This is a genomic window from Paenibacillus sp. ALJ109b (assembly GCF_010747435.1).
Taxonomy (GTDB): Bacteria; Bacillota; Bacilli; order Paenibacillales; family Paenibacillaceae; genus Paenibacillus; species Paenibacillus taichungensis.
Genome location: NZ_JAAIFP010000002.1, coordinates 13,962 through 28,536 on the forward strand (window position 1 = coordinate 13,962; position 14,575 = coordinate 28,536).

Below are 14,575 nucleotides of genomic sequence, written 5' to 3' on the forward strand. Positions count from 1 at the left end.
TTGGAGCATGACTGTTGGAAAAGGGAATAATCTGTGTTGTTCATGCCATCCTACAGAATGAATCTGAATCAGACATTCCATTTTGAGAGGAGAAATGCCAGATGTCAACCGACACACAAAACAAAAAGACCATGCCAGCCCAACATCAGGATCAACGCCCGGGTATTGAATCGGAGATGCACCCCAAACCAGAGTTTGAGAAACCCGAATATAAAGCAGCCGGTAAGTTGTTGGATAAGGTTGCTCTGATCACGGGTGGAGACAGTGGAATTGGACGTGCTGTTGCCGTTACATATGCGAAGGAAGGCGCAGATGTAGCGATTGTATACCTGAGTGAGCATGAGGATGCAGAAGAGACCAAGCGTCAGGTCGAACAGGAAGGACGCAAATGTATTTTGATTGCCGGTGACATAGGTGACGATGCGTTTGCCAAAAAATCCGTGCAACAGACAGTGGATCAGCTAGGTAAGCTGGATATTGTCGTAAATAATGCAGCGGAGCAGCATCCCCAGCAGCAGCTGGAGGATATTACTCCAGAACAGTTGGAGCGTACGTTCCGCACAAATATTTTTGGCATGTTTTATATTACACAGGCTGCTCTGCCACATCTTAAGAAAGGCAGTACAATCATTAATACAACCTCCATTACCGCATATCGCGGAAATCCGACGTTAATTGATTATTCATCTACGAAAGGAGCTATCACTTCATTTACACGCTCTTTGTCCATGAACGTTGTGGAGAAGGGAATTCGTGTGAATGCTGTCGCTCCAGGGCCGATTTGGACCCCGCTCATTCCATCCACATTTGATGAGAAAAAAGTGAGCGAATTTGGTGCTACTCAGCCGATGAAACGTCCAGGGCAACCGGATGAACTGGCTCCAGCTTACGTGTATCTCGCTTCGGACGATTCTTCCTACGTGAGCGGTCAGGTGATGCACGTTAATGGCGGCGAAGTGGTCAACGGATAATCCATTGACGACGTATTTCGAATGAAGGCGTATCGTTTACCAGCACGACTGGTCGATACGCCTTTTTTTATGAGTATATTGCGGAATGGATTTAATTTTGATCCTGTTTACAAAAGTCGGGATCGGCGTTGATACAATCATGATATTTTATCATTAGGCTTGCCTGTGGATAGTTCTAGAACAGCTGCCGCTCTGCTACTTATCAAAAATGGCAGGGTCACCATGCTATCTGTGATATGATATAGACCGAACAAGTAAGCTTCGGAGGCGGTCATATGAAGATTAGCAAACAAAATGCAGCACACTATATATGGGGTGGACAATGTGATGGCTGGCATCTCGTCCAAAATGAAGCACTGAGCGTTATTCATGAACGTATGCCTGCAGGAACATCTGAAACCCGGCATTATCATTCCATAAGTCGTCAGTTTTTTTTCATCCTCAATGGTGAGGCCTGTATGGAACTTAACGGGGAAGAGTTCATGCTCGGACCCCATGAAGGGATAGAAATTGCGCCGGAGATGCCACATCAGATGCAGAATCGCGGAGAAGCAGATGTGGAGTTTCTTGTTATTTCACAGCCCACCACTCGTGGTGATCGAATAGAAATGGATATGTAATTATTAATTTTATAACAAAGGAAGAGATAGATGAGACCGTTCCGAATTCGCCTTGCCATCATCATGATGGTGCTGATCGGTATTTCCGTCATTGTAGCGGGTTATACGATGGGCAGGGTTTTTAAGACTACTCACATTACCGCACTGGAGCAAACGATGGTGCGTGAGATCAACTTGCTCAAAGCAACGTTCCCGTTCCATGATGCAACTGATCCCAAAAATGCAGATACACAGAAATATTACTCTGAACGTGCTGTCGAGCTGGATCGACTGACGGATTCACGGGTAACCTTTATCAATAAAGACGGAACGGTCATTGGCGACTCGGAGAGCGATCCCAATTCAATGGACAATCACTTGAACCGTCAGGAGATTAAAGAAGCGGAAGGGCAAAACTATGGTCAGTCGATTCGTTATAGTGCAACATTAGGGCAAGACATGCTGTATGTGGCGCTTCCTGTGAATTCGGATCAAAGCGACATGATCGAGTTACCCAATGGTAAATTTGACGGTTACATTCGACTATCCATGAGCCTTGAAGCTGTAGATCAGGGTCTTCAGCAGGGCTGGATTTTGATGTTCTTCACCCTGGGCCTTCTGTTTCTGATTGTGGCTCTGGTAAGTTATCGGGTTGCGCGGGGACTGACATCACCCATTGAGCATATTACGAAGGTGGCTCACCGGATCACCAAGCTGGATTATGATGCGAGAGTGGATGTAACTCGTAATGATGAGATCGGCCAACTGGGACTTGCTATTAACGGAATGGCAGACAGCCTTCAGATGCAGCTAAAAACGATTAGAGATAATGAAGCTCTGCTGCAAAGCGTGCTTGCCAACATGACAGGCGGCATTATCATGATTGATGCAGGTCAATCCATTGCACTGGTTAACCGGGAAGCGGAGCGTATGCTTGGCATTCAGGCGGAGCGGGTTACCGGGAAACCTTATATTGAATTAAAACGACATTATGAGTTGACACGCACGATTGAAGAGAGTGTTGCATTGCGAGAACCGATGCATGAAGAAGTAAGTGTGTTCAATCCGGTGGAAAAATTAATTCGGATTGATGGAGTACCGATGTCCGAAGATGACGGCGCTTATCGGGGAATGCTCTTCCTCCTTCAGGATGTAACAGCAATCCGCAGGCTGGAATCGATGCGCAGTGAGTTCGTAGCAAATGTATCTCATGAACTTAAGACGCCGGTAGCTGCAGTCAAAGGTTTTGCCGAAACACTTCTTAGCGGTGGCGTACAGGATAAAGAGACAGAGCGTTCATTCTTGCAAATCATATATGATGAAGGTGACAGACTGAACCGATTGATCGGAGATATTCTGGAATTGTCCAAAATTGAGTCCAAACGGGCTCCACTGCAGTGTTCACCTGTGCATGTGCATTCGTTCTTCGAGATGGTTCTGGGCACCCTGTCCAAGGTGGCGGAGAAGAAAGAGATTAGGCTGGAGATGAATGTTCCCGAAGAATTGTATATTGAAGCTGATGAGGATAAAATGAAGCAGATCTTTATTAATCTGTTATCCAACGGCATTAATTACACCCCTGAGGGTGGACGGGTAAAATTACAAGTGTCGGTTGAACATAATGAGGACGAAGAAGAAGTTGTATTTGCGGTATCCGACACAGGAATTGGTATTCCGAAGAAAGATTTGCCGCGGATTTTTGAACGCTTCTATCGGGTAGACAAGGGCAGATCCCGTAATTCGGGAGGAACTGGACTTGGACTTTCCATTGTGAAACATCTGGTAGAATTGCACCATGGCAAACTGTCTGTAGAGAGTGAACTTGGCATGGGGACTACGTTTCGCGTTATCCTTCCATTAATTCAGGATGAAGAAATCTAGTACGATGGAAGTGAAATGTAAAAGGAATGTGCTGTTTTACACAGAGTTAACAATTAGGTGCTATGATAAACAAAGTGTTGTGGCAACAGACAACCTATAGGAGAGAAGGGGTATCATGGCGCAGCGTTTGCTCGTTATTGAAGATGAACCAACATTATCAAGATTGCTTACGTACAACCTGACACAAGAGGGCTATGATGTCATTGCTGAGGATCACGGATCTTCAGGTTATGATCGGGCGTTGTCCCAGGAGTTTGATCTGATTCTGCTGGATCTGATGCTTCCTGGAATGAATGGTCTGGATATTCTGAACAAGTTACGAATTCAGGGTGTCAGTACACCGGTCATTATTCTCACAGCCAAAAACGGTGAAGCCGAAGTTGTACAAGGCTTAAAATCAGGTGCCGATGATTATATTACGAAGCCATTTGGAGTATCCGAATTGCTTGCACGCGTAGATGCGGTGTTAAGACGTTATTCAAACGGTGAAGATTTGCCGCAGCCAGAGGATAAGGACGGTTCACGTATTATTCTGGGAGAGCTTGAGATTTATCCTTTGAAGTATGAAGTGACTCTGGGTGGACAATCCATCAGTCTTCGTCCCAAGGAATTCGAGGTACTGCTCTATCTGGCCAAGAAGCCGGGTGTTGTGCTTACCCGGGATGATCTGATGAATGCGGTCTGGGGCTTCGATTATATCGGAGGACAGCGCACGGTGGACGTTCATGTCAGTTCATTGCGGAAAAAGTTGGAGCTTGATCCGGAATCGGTTCACATTGATTCGATTCGTGGTGTAGGTTATAAATTGGTTGTAAAAAGAAAAACTCCCCATCATTCAAGTTAACAATGATCGGGGAGTTTTATTTTACATTCCGTTAACAAAAACAATTATTTTCCTTTACGTATAGGGAGTAGGATGAAGCTGTCTGAGTGATACTTTGTACCTACATATCCCACCTCAGGACGGAGCTCATACGTAAAGGAGATTGCGCATTTATGCCCATGTTGCTCGAAGTGAAGCCCGACCAGCCCGAAGAAATAATAGATACGCAACAGGATCAAGTTATAGCTCCCATGGGAGAGCAAAAAGATGATGATAAAGTTGGGATCACCAAAGAGAATGTAATTTCATTACGGGATTATTGCCGTCAAATACCTGTAATTGACGTTCACACGACCTGTGGGGAAGCGGCAAGCCTGCTCAATCAGGATCAGGAGTACCCTTGTATTGTATTATGTGATGATCACATGCATCCATTAGGTTTGTTGATGCGAGAGACGTTATACCGGATGTTGAATGGACGCTTCGCGGCAGATCTCTTCTATCGGAAGCCGGTTGTACATGTAGCGGACTCTTCTCCTGTTATTGTCGATGTGCATGCAGAAGCGACCGCGATTATTGACATTGCCCTGGCGCGCAGTGAGCAATATTTCTACGATTGTTTGATCGTTACGGAAGAAGACCGTTTGCTGGGTGTGCTGACGATGAGGGAGGTTATGTCCCTTTCACGTAAGCTGCAGCATGTGGCTTCGGAAGAACGTGTACATATTATTACACAGAGTAGGCAGGAAATAACGAGAATTAACGACTCTGTCACCAAACTGGTTCAAGCCGCTCGAAAGGCGGGGGGAGAAGCGTCTCAGATCATGCAGTTATCCGAACGGGGAGCAAGCAGTCTCAATCAGGTTGATGCTTCCTATAACCGTGTATATCAGCATATGGAGGGCCAGCAGAAGCACGCGGATGACATGCTTCGCTCCATCGATATGGGTTCCGGGATGGCGCGTTCCATTCGTTCATTGGCTGACCAAAGTGGGCTGCTGGCTATGAATGCTTCCATTGAAGCGGCACATGCGGGGGAATATGGACGGGGTTTCCAGGTCGTCGCTGGTGAGATTCGCGCACTTGCCAAGCAGACCCGTGAGGTTGCCGGAAATATGTCCTCTTTGCTGGATGATATCGGAGGTTTGACTAGACAGACTGTAGAACTGGTGAGAGCAAGCTCGGCAGAGATTGACAACAGCTCTATTCATGTAAATGAAGGAGGGGCTTCGTTCAAACAGTTGAACACGGCTGTAGCGGGCATGTCCCATATTGCAGAGGATATCGCGATGGAAGGTAAAACTGCGGGAGAATTGGCAGAGCACATTCGGGAGAGACTGCAAGATATGGTCCAGGCGGATGACTAAATGACGGCAGGATAGGCATCATTCATACGCAATGATCAGGTAGAAGGGTCATCGGTGTGAAAGATGTCTCTTTTTACATTCCGTTAACATGAAAGTGATACTGTTTTTACAATGAGAGGGTAGGATATTATAGATGACCGAGAGCCAAGTTCAATCACTGGCATCGGTCTACGTAAGGGAATCTGGTTGTCCCTGCCGCGAAGGAGAAGTGAACATCCATGAAGGACCTCATTCACATTGAAGGACTTAATTTATACTATGATACGCATCACGCGCTTAAAAATATATCGATGGACCTGCCGGAGAAGACGGTTACCGCATTTATTGGTCCGTCGGGCTGTGGTAAATCGACCTTGCTTCGTACATTGAATCGGATGAATGACATGATTCCAGGCGTACGTGTGGAAGGACAAGTTATGTTGGACGGTTCTGACATTTATAGCAATGAGATTGAAGTAGAGACGCTGCGCAAGCGGGTCGGAATGGTGTTTCAGCAGCCTAACCCTTTTCCAAAATCCATTTACGATAACGTGGCCTATGGACCACGACTTCACGGGGTGACGCAAAAAGCCGAACTGGATCGTTTGGTTGAGCAGAGTCTTGTTCATGCTGCACTGTGGGATGAAGTAAAGGATGTACTCAAAAAATCAGCACTCAGTCTCTCCGGTGGACAACAGCAGCGCCTCTGTATTGCACGTGCTCTGGCCGTGCAGCCTGACGTACTGTTGATGGATGAAGCAACGTCTGCACTTGATCCAATTTCAACGCTTAAAATTGAGGAACTGGTCAAGGAATTGCACCACAAATACACGATTGTAATGGTAACGCACAACATGCACCAAGCTGCACGTGTATCGGGTCGTACGGTATTTTTTTTGAACGGAGAAGTGGTGGAGGCAGCAGATACAGAAACGTTGTTCTCCACACCGCAGGATTCCAGAACCGAGGATTATATATCCGGACGGTTCGGATAAGCAAGCTGAGTTCGAACGATCCCGGCGTGTCCGGAGATGATGGATAAGGAGGACATGGAATCTATGATTCGCAGAAAAGAATTTGATCAGGAGCTTGAGGAACTGCGCACACTGCTTCGGCAAATGGGTGAGCATGTAGGCACAGCGTTGGATGGTGCTATTGAAAGTTTACAGACGATGGATGCCGAGAAAGCTCAGGTCATCATCAAGAATGATGCGAATCTGAATGCCCTGGAAGACAAGATTATGGAACTGGGTTCCAAGCTCATCATTACACAACAGCCGGTAGCGAAGGATTTGCGACGCATTATCGTTGCCTTCAAAATCTCAAGTGACTTGGAGCGTATGGGTGACCTTGCGCTGGATGTGGCCAAAGTGACCCTTCGTATGGATGGGCAGGAGCTCATTAAACCGCTTGTGGATATTCCAAGAATGGCGGAAATCGTGAAGTCCATGATTGAGGAATCCATTGAATCCTTCCTGAAAGAAAATACGGATCTGGCCTACAAAATGGCTCAGACCGATGATCAGGTTGACCAATTGTACAGTCATATGATCAGTGACCTCTACTCGTTTATGACAGATCATCCAAATAAGGCTTCCCAAGCGATGCTTTTGATGTTGGTAGGACGTTATATCGAACGGATTGGTGACCACGCAACAAACATTGGTGAGAGCACGGTGTATCTGGTAACAGGAAAACGCCCTGATTTGAATCAATAGGTAACCGCTTTTAGTGGAATTGGGGTATTATTCGTAGCGAAATGAAGGGACTTTCTCTCGGGCGGCCTGTGAACAGGTCATCCGCTGAGGGAGTTCCTTTTTTTTGCAGGCCAAATCATGACCTATAAAGATGACTAATTTTTTTGTTGTAACTGGTGTGTATGGTATCATGAGAGTAGATGTAATTGAAGGATTGACCATACGATACGTGAGGTGCTGGAATGGACAAGTTTATTCTTATAGATGGAAATAGCATTATTTACAGGGCGTTTTTTGCAATGCCACCGCTAACTAACTCGAAAGGCTTGCACACCAATGCGGTGTACGGTTTCACTACGATGCTGCTGCGCTTGCTGGAAGAACATAAACCGACACATGTGATGGTGGCATTTGATGCAGGCAAAGTTACGTTCCGGCACGAAGGTTACCAGGAATATAAAGGTGGTCGGGAGAAAACACCACCGGAGTTGTCCGAGCAATTTCCGCTGCTGAAAGAACTGCTTCAGGGCTTCGGGATTGCCCAGTTTGAGCTTGCAGGGTTTGAAGCGGATGACATTATCGGAACATTAACGAAACGTGCGGATGAAGCCGGAAGACAGGTTCTCGTTGTGTCTGGTGACAAAGATATGTTGCAGCTTGCCTCTGAACATGTGCATATCGGGCTTACGCGTAAAGGAGTAACCGAGATTGAGCTGTACGATCCTGCTCAGATCAAGGAACGTTATGGCCTGACCCCGTTGCAGATCATTGACCTCAAGGGTCTGATGGGCGATACGTCCGACAATATTCCGGGCATTCCTGGCGTCGGAGAGAAAACGGCTCTGAAACTGCTGCACCAGTTCGGTTCGGTTGAAGAAGTTCTTAACGGTACAGGTGAGCTAAAGGGCAAAATGAAAGAAAAGATTGAGGCTCACGCCGAAGATGCACGTATGAGCAAGCACCTTGCCACGATCCACCGTGAAGTTCCATTGGAACAAACATGGGAAGATATGCAGTTCGCTGGCTTAAAAGAGGAACTGGCAGGTCCGGCTTTGGCCAAGCTCGAATTTAAGTCTTTGCTTGAGCGCCTGTCATTCCGTGCAAGTGTAGTTTCTGAACGGGAAGCCGTTCCGGCTGCCGCAGTGGAATCCTCCATTGCAACAGAAGAAACGATTAGTGAACTATTCGGTTCACTCGAATCCATTGATGTGCTGCATGTGGAGACACATGGCGATAACCCGCATCAGGCGAAACTAATTGGACTTGCTGTTGGTTCAGCCGGAACCTATACATTCCTGTCTCCCGAATTGCTCCAGTCTGATGCAGCGGCACCAGTAAGAGAATGGCTTGGCAATGCTGATCAACCCAAGCGTGGTTATGATCTGCACCGTGTCGATCTCGCACTGCATGCGCATGGCATTGAGTTTGCTGGAGCGTCCTTTGATGTGCAGCTGGCTGCCTATTTGCTTGATCCAACCGAATCGAATCAGACAATTAGTGGCCTGACCACAAAGTATGGTCTGCCTTCCCTTGTGGAGGATGATACGGTTATGGGCAAAGGTGCAAAATACAGGGTGCCTGAGGCGGATATACTGGGCGATTTTCTGTGTCGCAAAGCGGCGGCAGTAGCAGCCATTATTCCACTCCAGGAGCAGGCACTGGAGAGTAATGAGATGAACGCACTTTTCCATGAACTGGAGATGCCGTTGTCACGTATTCTTGCAGATATGGAGAAACAGGGCATTAAGGCTAATACGGCAGATTTACAGGCTTTGGGTAGTGAGTTCGAAGAAAATATCACCAGGTTGATGGCGGAAATCTACAAGCTTTCCGGTACGGAATTCAATCTGAATTCACCGAAACAGCTGGGTGAGATTTTATTCGATAAACTCGGTCTGCCTGTGGTGAAGAAAACAAAAACAGGATACTCTACGGATGCCGAAGTATTAGAGAAACTGGCTCCATATAATGATGTGGTCAAACATATTCTGCAATATCGTCAACTTGCCAAGTTGCAGTCCACATATGTAGAAGGACTGCTCAAAGAGATTTCAGATAAGGATGGCAAGGTGCATACGTTTTACCGTCAGACGATCGCGGCTACTGGACGTCTGAGCAGCCAGTTTCCGAACTTGCAGAACATTCCGATTCGGATGGAGGAAGGTCGTAAAATCAGGAAGGTATTTGTTCCTTCCGAACCAGGATGGTCCATTTTGGCAGCAGACTATTCGCAGATTGAACTGCGCGTCCTTGCACATATTTCAGATGATGAGCGGCTGAAGGAAGCTTTTGTTCAGGACATGGATATCCATACGAAGACGGCCTCAGATGTGTTCGGTGTGAAGCCAGAAGAGGTGGATGGAGACATGCGTCGTTCTGCCAAGGCGGTTAACTTTGGAATTGTTTATGGCATCAGTGATTACGGCCTTTCGCAGAACCTGCACATCACGCGGAAAGAGGCAGCACAGTTTATCGATCAATACTTTGAAGTATTCCAGGGTGTTCGCCGATATATGGATGATATTGTGAAGGAAGCCCGTCAGGATGGTTATGTCAAAACGTTGCTGGAACGCCGTCGTTATCTGCCAGAAATCAATGCAAGCAACTTTAACCTGCGTTCCTTCGCGGAACGGACAGCGATGAATACACCGATTCAGGGAACTGCGGCAGATATCATCAAGCTTGCCATGGTACAGATGGATGAAGCGCTACGTGAACGCAAGCTGAAGAGCCGCATGCTGCTACAGGTGCACGATGAACTTGTATTCGAAGTGCCTGCGGATGAGCTGGAACTGATGAAAGGGCTGGTTCCTTCGGTGATGGAAAAAGCATTGGAGCTGTCAGTACCGCTAAAAGCAGAAGTCAGCTACGGAGAGAACTGGTACGAGGCTAAATAATAGATCCCAAGCGGGTTTTCCGTTATTTTACAAAATGATGTTCAACTGTTTTCGACACAAGAAGGGGTCCCGCTGAGCGCCATCTTCCGTTATAATATAGGGGAGGTGAGAACATCATGCCGGAATTACCGGAAGTCGAAACAGTCAGAAGAACATTGAATCAACTTATTGTTGGCAAGACCATTGACTCAGTTACCGTTAGCTTGCCGCGGATTATTCAGCGGCCGGACGACATAGATGCATTTGCAATGGAACTTAAGGGACATACCGTGATCGGTGTGGAGCGCAGGGGCAAGTTTTTGCGTATTTTGCTGGACGGGCTTGTGCTTGTCTCCCATCTGCGGATGGAAGGCAGGTACGGGGTGTACCAACAGCATGAGGAAGTGGAGAAGCATACCCATGTTATCTTTCACTTTACCGATGGTACAGAATTACGTTACAAGGATGTCCGTCAATTCGGTACAATGCATCTCTTTAATGCAGGTGAGGAACTGGTATCCAAACCTTTGTTAAAACTGGGGCTGGAGCCGCTTGATCCTGCGTTTACTGTAGCCGCATTCCGTGATGCTGTTGGTAAACGCACGACCAAAATCAAAGCCATCTTGTTAAATCAGGCATATGTTGTAGGCATCGGGAATATTTATGTGGACGAGGCATTGTTCCGCGCAGGCATTCATCCAGAGACCATTGCCAAGACATTGACCGAAGCCCAGTTAACCGTACTTCATGAAGCGATCGTGATTACGCTGCAGGATGCGGTGGATGCAGGTGGTTCCTCCATAAAGTCCTATGTCAATGGACAGGGCGAGATGGGAATGTTCCAGCATCAGTTGAAAATATATGGACGCAAGTCTGAACCCTGTGCAACGTGTGGTACATTAATCGAGAAGAGTGTAGTGGGCGGCAGAGGTACGCATTACTGTCCGAAGTGTCAACCGCTGCTCTAAATCGTTGATGGGTTTGCCAGCATGAACGAAATCGTCAAATTGTAGCACCCTTGGATTCCTCCCTCCATATACTGATATGGCAGAAATAAGCGGGCGTATACCCATACTGGCAGCCGCCAGTTGGAACGAGTTCCGCACAGGGGAGGAATCCGGGGTGCTGCATCATTTTATTTCATTACTGGCGCTTGCTTTGGCGCTTAGTTTAGATGGTTTTGGGGTCGGGATTACATATGGGCTGCGGAGGACTAAAATTCCGCTGTTATCCATTGTCGTCATTTCCATCTGTTCAGGTCTGGTTATTGCATTATCCATGCAAGTAGGTGTGCTTCTGTCTCATGTCGTATCTCCGGACGTGGCTTCAATTGTTGGAGCGGTTATTCTGATCGGTATTGGCGCATGGTCGTTGCTGCAACTCATTCGAAAACGTGACAAAGAACAGCTGGAAACGGACAATGGAGTGGGTGAGGGGACAGCAGCAGGAACAATCCGCAGTAGTACGCAAGCCTCCTCACCAGAAGCTCAGTCGAAGGGCAGAAATCAGGTGCTCGCGCTTGAACTTGAGCCATCTGCTTCTGGAGGATCTCTGGAACGAATGGTCTTTACACTTGAGCTGCGGAAGCTGGGTGTAGTTATACAAATTCTGCGTAGTCCCTCAAAGGCGGATATGGATAACTCGGGCAGTATATCCGTCCAAGAAGCGATGTGGCTTGGTATAGCCCTTTCTCTGGATGCTTTCGGTGCAGGATTAGGGGCAGCATTATTGGGATTCCCGACTTTGTGGACAGCATTAGTTATTGCGTTGTTTAGCGGGGCATTTCTGTCACTGGGAATGAAAGTTGGATTACGCTTTGCTGCTTTGCGGTGGATGCGAAGATTATCTGTATTACCTGCGCTTTTATTAATGTTTATGGGAATAATGAAGTTGTTGTGAGGTGAAATAATGAATATTGGCTTAACCGGCGGGATCGCGACAGGCAAAAGCAGCGTGTCCGCCTTTCTCGCCAGTAAGGGAGCGTTGCTCATTGATGCAGATGTTATTGCCCGGGAAGTAATGCTGCCCGGGCATCCCGTTTTGGCTGCGGCTGTTCAGCGGTTCGGACAAGCCATATTGAATGAGGACGGAACACTGGATCGGAAAAAGCTTGGCAGTATTGTGTTTCAGAATCCAGAGGAACGTAAGGCACTTGAGGCGATTACACATCCTGCGATCCGCAAGGAGATGCGCGAGCGCGCTGCTCTGTATGAGATCGAACATCCGGACAAGCTGGTCGTATCGGATATTCCGTTATTGTACGAGTCAGGGCTGGAGGAAGGCTTCGAAGAAGTGATGGTTGTTTACGTTCCGAGGTCAGTGCAGCGGGAACGACTGATGAGCCGGGATGGAATGACGGCGGAACAGGCAGATGCCCGTATAGACGTGCAGATGGATATTGAAGATAAGAAGCAGCGTGCTGACGTGGTTATCGATAACAGCGGCTTGTGGTCAGAGACGGAGCAGCAACTCATTTCATTTTTGCATCGTAAGGGCCTAATATGAGATTGCTGCGTAAGAAACGGGTATTGTTGTTAATGTTTGTGTCTTTTGTATTGGTGCTGTTCCTGAATACCAATTGGATGTCATGGTTCTATCCGATTCATTATAAGGAAGAGATTCGGGCCCAGTCTCAGAGTTATGAGGTTGATCCGTTTCTCATCGCTTCCATCATCAAGGTGGAGACCAATTTTAAGACAAGCAAGGAATCCAAGAGAGGTGCCATCGGTTTAATGCAACTGATGCCCGACACTGCTAACTGGATTATGGAGCAGGCTAAAATACCGGGCACCTCATTGGAAGAATTGAAGCACGAGCCTGAAAGGAATATCCAGCTGGGTACCTGGTATCTACGCAATCTGTCAGATCAATTTGACGGCAATGAAGCGGCTATGATTGCTGCTTACAATGCAGGTCCAGGTAAAGTGAACTCATGGCTAAGGGATGGCGTATGGGATGGTTCATTCGAGACGGTCAAAGATATTCCGTTTGGAGAAACCCGGCACTATGTACAACGCGTCATTTATTATTATAATCAGTATGTAAAGATCTATAATACGTTCTAAGTTAATACAATCTGGATTCATGGTCTAAAATAAGTAGAAGCACCGAGCAGGCCGGTTGTTCACCGGCCGCTCCATGCTCCTCTGTGTACCGTATTACGATGCAGATATTATTGGTATTGACCTGCCAATTGCTGTTCTGCAATTGTTACCAGACGCTTCGTGATGTATCCACCGATCGAACCGTTCTCGTAAGAAGTCATGTTACCTTGGTATCCGTCTTGTGGGATGCTGATTCCGAGTTCTTGAGCAACTTCATATTTCAGTTGTTCGAGAGCTGCGGAAGCTTTAGTTACCACCAGGTTGTTGGAGTTACCATTGCTTTGTGCCATTGCTGTTCACCTCCTCGCGGTTGGTAAAAGTATTATGTGTCGGCAATACGATTTTCATAACTAAATGCATGTAGGCAATTTCTGGTAAAAAGTAAAACATGGGAAGTGATCTGATTTGAAATGTCCTTATTGCGCCTATCTGGGCACAAAGGTGCTTGATTCAAGGCCGGCCAATGAATCGAAATCGATTCGTCGTCGTCGTGAGTGTGAGCAATGTAGCCGTCGATTTACAACTTTTGAAATGGTGGAAGAAACGCCGCTGATCGTCATCAAGAAAGACGGCAGTCGTGAGGAATTTAGCCGGGACAAGATTCTTCGTGGCCTGATTAGAGCTTGTGAGAAACGTCCGGTCTCTGTGGAGACACTGGAAATGATGGTATCTGAAGTAGAGAAGTCTCTGCGAAATACAGCCGATGCAGAAGTAGAGAGCCGTCAAATTGGCGAACTGCTGATGGAACAGCTGTTTCCAGTGGATGAAGTAGCCTATGTGCGCTTCGCTTCCGTGTACCGTCAATTCAAAGACATCAATATGTTCATGAAAGAACTGAAATCCCTATTGTCCAAAGAAGGCAACGAGGATTAGTGAAACGGGTAAAAGGGGAAGAGCATTCTGGGGTTACCATCTGTGTGTTCCAGTAAAAAGGTTGTTCTTCTCCAATCACTTTAGCTTCAAGGAAAAAGTTGTTGACAGCAAAAGCTGTATTTTATATGATATAGAAGTCGCCTGCGGAGCATTGCAGATTTGGACAACTTGTTATATTCATAATTTGGGGCCTTAGCTCAGCTGGGAGAGCGCATCGCTGGCAGCGATGAGGTCAGGGGTTCGATCCCCCTAGGCTCCATACCTAAAGAACCCGCTAAACACAAGGATTTCCGAGTGTTTGGCGGGTTTTTGCTGTACAGGATTTGTTTGATGTTTGGTTGACTTGTGGTAGAATACGTGCCATTCGAGTAAACTCTACTTAACTTGTATGAAGATGGTGAAGCG

General features: G+C 46.9%; 14 protein-coding genes and 1 tRNA gene. 14 read left to right on the forward strand and 1 reads right to left on the reverse strand.

Annotation, left to right across the window (positions count from 1 at the left end; genetic code table 11):
• Window positions 1–101: 101 nt before the first annotated feature.
• From G3352_RS02020 to G3352_RS02075, 12 genes are all read left to right on the forward strand, one after another.
• Window positions 102–971, forward strand: coding sequence for an SDR family oxidoreductase (locus tag G3352_RS02020; RefSeq protein WP_163753393.1), 870 nt, complete (start codon window positions 102–104; stop codon window positions 969–971).
• 275 nt (window positions 972–1,246) lie between these two features.
• Window positions 1,247–1,591: a cupin domain-containing protein gene (locus G3352_RS02025; RefSeq protein WP_163753395.1), complete on the forward strand. Its 345-nt coding sequence runs from the start codon at window positions 1,247–1,249 to the stop codon at window positions 1,589–1,591.
• Between the two features lie 30 nt (window positions 1,592–1,621).
• Window positions 1,622–3,451 (forward strand): two-component system histidine kinase PnpS, encoded by a 1,830-nt coding sequence (gene pnpS, locus G3352_RS02030; RefSeq protein ID WP_163753397.1) that lies wholly within the window; start codon window positions 1,622–1,624, stop codon window positions 3,449–3,451.
• 115 nt (window positions 3,452–3,566) lie between these two features.
• The gene (locus tag G3352_RS02035) at window positions 3,567–4,295 is read left to right on the forward strand and encodes a response regulator transcription factor (RefSeq protein WP_053783546.1); all 729 of its coding nucleotides are present in this window, start codon (window positions 3,567–3,569) and stop codon (window positions 4,293–4,295) included.
• A gap of 152 nt (window positions 4,296–4,447) precedes the next feature.
• Window positions 4,448–5,641, forward strand: a complete 1,194-nt coding sequence (locus G3352_RS02040; protein ID WP_163753399.1) for a methyl-accepting chemotaxis protein — start codon at window positions 4,448–4,450, stop codon at window positions 5,639–5,641.
• Window positions 5,642–5,859: 218 nt separating this feature from the next.
• A complete protein-coding gene (gene pstB, locus G3352_RS02045) occupies window positions 5,860–6,615 on the forward strand; it encodes a phosphate ABC transporter ATP-binding protein PstB (protein WP_063568101.1) in 756 nt (251 codons plus the stop codon).
• Between the two features lie 63 nt (window positions 6,616–6,678).
• Window positions 6,679–7,338, forward strand: coding sequence for a phosphate signaling complex protein PhoU (gene phoU / locus G3352_RS02050; RefSeq protein WP_076289778.1), 660 nt, complete (start codon window positions 6,679–6,681; stop codon window positions 7,336–7,338).
• Between the two features lie 221 nt (window positions 7,339–7,559).
• Window positions 7,560–10,214, forward strand: a complete 2,655-nt coding sequence (gene polA, locus G3352_RS02055) for a DNA polymerase I (protein WP_163753401.1) — start codon at window positions 7,560–7,562, stop codon at window positions 10,212–10,214.
• Between the two features lie 116 nt (window positions 10,215–10,330).
• A complete protein-coding gene (gene mutM, locus G3352_RS02060; protein WP_163753403.1) occupies window positions 10,331–11,161 on the forward strand; it encodes a DNA-formamidopyrimidine glycosylase in 831 nt (276 codons plus the stop codon).
• 154 nt (window positions 11,162–11,315) lie between these two features.
• Window positions 11,316–12,092 (forward strand): manganese efflux pump, encoded by a 777-nt coding sequence (locus G3352_RS02065; protein WP_310853578.1) that lies wholly within the window; start codon window positions 11,316–11,318, stop codon window positions 12,090–12,092.
• A gap of 9 nt (window positions 12,093–12,101) precedes the next feature.
• Window positions 12,102–12,698: a dephospho-CoA kinase gene (gene coaE, locus G3352_RS02070; protein ID WP_163753407.1), complete on the forward strand. Its 597-nt coding sequence runs from the start codon at window positions 12,102–12,104 to the stop codon at window positions 12,696–12,698.
• Window positions 12,695–13,258 carry a lytic transglycosylase domain-containing protein gene (locus tag G3352_RS02075; RefSeq protein ID WP_063568107.1) on the forward strand — a complete coding sequence of 188 codons (564 nt, stop codon included), beginning with the start codon at window positions 12,695–12,697 and terminating at the stop codon, window positions 13,256–13,258. Before coaE ends, G3352_RS02075 begins: the two co-directional genes overlap by 4 nt.
• Before the next feature lie 107 nt (window positions 13,259–13,365).
• On the opposite strand, the gene G3352_RS02080 is transcribed toward G3352_RS02075, so the two are convergent.
• On the reverse strand, window positions 13,366–13,587 hold the full coding sequence (locus tag G3352_RS02080) for an alpha/beta-type small acid-soluble spore protein (RefSeq protein ID WP_053783555.1): 222 nt from the start codon (window positions 13,585–13,587) through the stop codon (window positions 13,366–13,368).
• Between the two features lie 115 nt (window positions 13,588–13,702).
• On the opposite strand from G3352_RS02080, the gene nrdR reads away from it, so the two are divergent.
• Window positions 13,703–14,170 (forward strand): transcriptional regulator NrdR, encoded by a 468-nt coding sequence (gene nrdR, locus G3352_RS02085; protein ID WP_163753409.1) that lies wholly within the window; start codon window positions 13,703–13,705, stop codon window positions 14,168–14,170.
• A 186-nt stretch (window positions 14,171–14,356) separates the two neighbouring features.
• Window positions 14,357–14,429 (forward strand) — tRNA-Ala (locus G3352_RS02090).
• Window positions 14,430–14,575 lie beyond the last annotated feature (146 nt).

Excerpts from the sequence above, each read along its gene's own strand:
- G3352_RS02020 (WP_163753393.1), top strand. The coding sequence starts at position 102 with ATGTCAACCGACACACAAAACAAAAAGACCATGCCAGCCCAACATCAG.
- G3352_RS02080 (WP_053783555.1), bottom strand. The coding sequence starts at position 13,587 with ATGGCACAAAGCAATGGTAACTCCAACAACCTGGTGGTAACTAAAGCT.
- pnpS (WP_163753397.1), top strand. The coding sequence starts at position 1,622 with ATGAGACCGTTCCGAATTCGCCTTGCCATCATCATGATGGTGCTGATC.
- pstB (WP_063568101.1), top strand. The coding sequence starts at position 5,860 with ATGAAGGACCTCATTCACATTGAAGGACTTAATTTATACTATGATACG.
- G3352_RS02025 (WP_163753395.1), top strand. The coding sequence starts at position 1,247 with ATGAAGATTAGCAAACAAAATGCAGCACACTATATATGGGGTGGACAA.
- polA (WP_163753401.1), top strand. The coding sequence starts at position 7,560 with ATGGACAAGTTTATTCTTATAGATGGAAATAGCATTATTTACAGGGCG.
- mutM (WP_163753403.1), top strand. The coding sequence starts at position 10,331 with ATGCCGGAATTACCGGAAGTCGAAACAGTCAGAAGAACATTGAATCAA.
- coaE (WP_163753407.1), top strand. The coding sequence starts at position 12,102 with ATGAATATTGGCTTAACCGGCGGGATCGCGACAGGCAAAAGCAGCGTG.
- G3352_RS02040 (WP_163753399.1), top strand. The coding sequence starts at position 4,448 with ATGCCCATGTTGCTCGAAGTGAAGCCCGACCAGCCCGAAGAAATAATA.
- G3352_RS02035 (WP_053783546.1), top strand. The coding sequence starts at position 3,567 with ATGGCGCAGCGTTTGCTCGTTATTGAAGATGAACCAACATTATCAAGA.
- G3352_RS02075 (WP_063568107.1), top strand. The coding sequence starts at position 12,695 with ATGAGATTGCTGCGTAAGAAACGGGTATTGTTGTTAATGTTTGTGTCT.
- phoU (WP_076289778.1), top strand. The coding sequence starts at position 6,679 with ATGATTCGCAGAAAAGAATTTGATCAGGAGCTTGAGGAACTGCGCACA.